Source organism: Kineococcus indalonis, from assembly GCF_009906395.1.
GTDB classification, from domain to species: Bacteria; Actinomycetota; Actinomycetes; order Actinomycetales; family Kineococcaceae; genus Kineococcus; species Kineococcus indalonis.
The window spans coordinates 1-1,023 of record NZ_JAAALM010000860.1 but is presented as its reverse complement, the minus strand read 5'-3'; the positions used below and the strand labels follow the sequence as shown (position 1 = coordinate 1,023).

The following is a 1,023-nucleotide window of genomic DNA, read 5'->3' as shown; positions in this document are numbered from 1 at the left end:
CCCGCGCCTGGTTCACCGGCGCCTTCGAGGCGCCCACGCCGGCGCAGCTGGGCGCCTGGGACGCCGTCAGCCGCGGCCGGCACGCCCTGGTGGTGGCCCCCACCGGCTCGGGCAAGACGCTCTCGGCGTTCCTGTGGGCGCTGGACCGCCTGGCCGGCGAGCCGGTGCCCGAGGACCGCGACCTGCGCTGCCGGGTGCTGTACGTCTCGCCGCTGAAGGCCCTGGCGGTGGACGTCGAGCGCAACCTGCGCAGCCCGCTGACGGGCATCAGGCAGGCCGCGCAGCGCCTGGGGCTGCCCGTGCCGGAGGTGCGCGTCGGGGTGCGCTCGGGCGACACCCCCGCCGACGAGCGCCGCTCCTTCACCCGCACCCCGCCCGACGTGCTGATCACCACCCCGGAGTCGCTGTTCCTGCTGCTGACCTCCAAGGCGCGCGAGCAGCTGCGCGGGGTGCGCACCGTCGTGCTCGACGAGGTGCACGCGATGGCCGGCTCCAAGCGCGGTGCGCACCTGGCGCTGTCGCTGGAGCGCCTGGACGCCCTGGTCAGCGCCGCCGGCGGCGAGCCGGCCCAGCGGGTGGGCCTGTCCGCGACGGTGCGCCCGGTGACGACGGTCGCCGAGTGGGTCTCCGGCGGGCGGCCGGTGACGGTGGTGCAGCCGGAGTCCACCAAGCGCTTCGACCTGCGCGTGGTGGTGCCGGTGCCCGACATGAGCGAGCTGGACTCCTCCGGGCGCGGTCCGGCCGACGAGGACGACCTGGCCGGCCAGGCGGCCGGCGACCCGCGCCGGGCCAGCATCTGGCCGCACGTGGAGGAGCGCATCGTCGACCTCGTCGCCGAGCACCGCTCCACGCTGGTCTTCGCCAACTCCCGGCGGCTCTCGGAGCGGCTGACCGCGCGCCTGAACGAGGTGTGGGACGAGCGCCTGCACGCCGGCGACGAGGGGGACGGCGAGCCCGGCGGCGAGGGCCGGGCGGGCGGCGGCGCGAGCGGCGCCGACGGGCGCACCGGCGGCCCGCCGGCGG

General features: G+C 77.8%; 1 protein-coding gene. It reads left to right on the top strand.

Features of this window, described 5'->3' with window-relative positions:
• On the top strand, window positions 1-1,023 hold a 1,023-nt coding region (locus GTR00_RS21590; RefSeq protein ID WP_240900785.1), incomplete at both ends, for a DEAD/DEAH box helicase.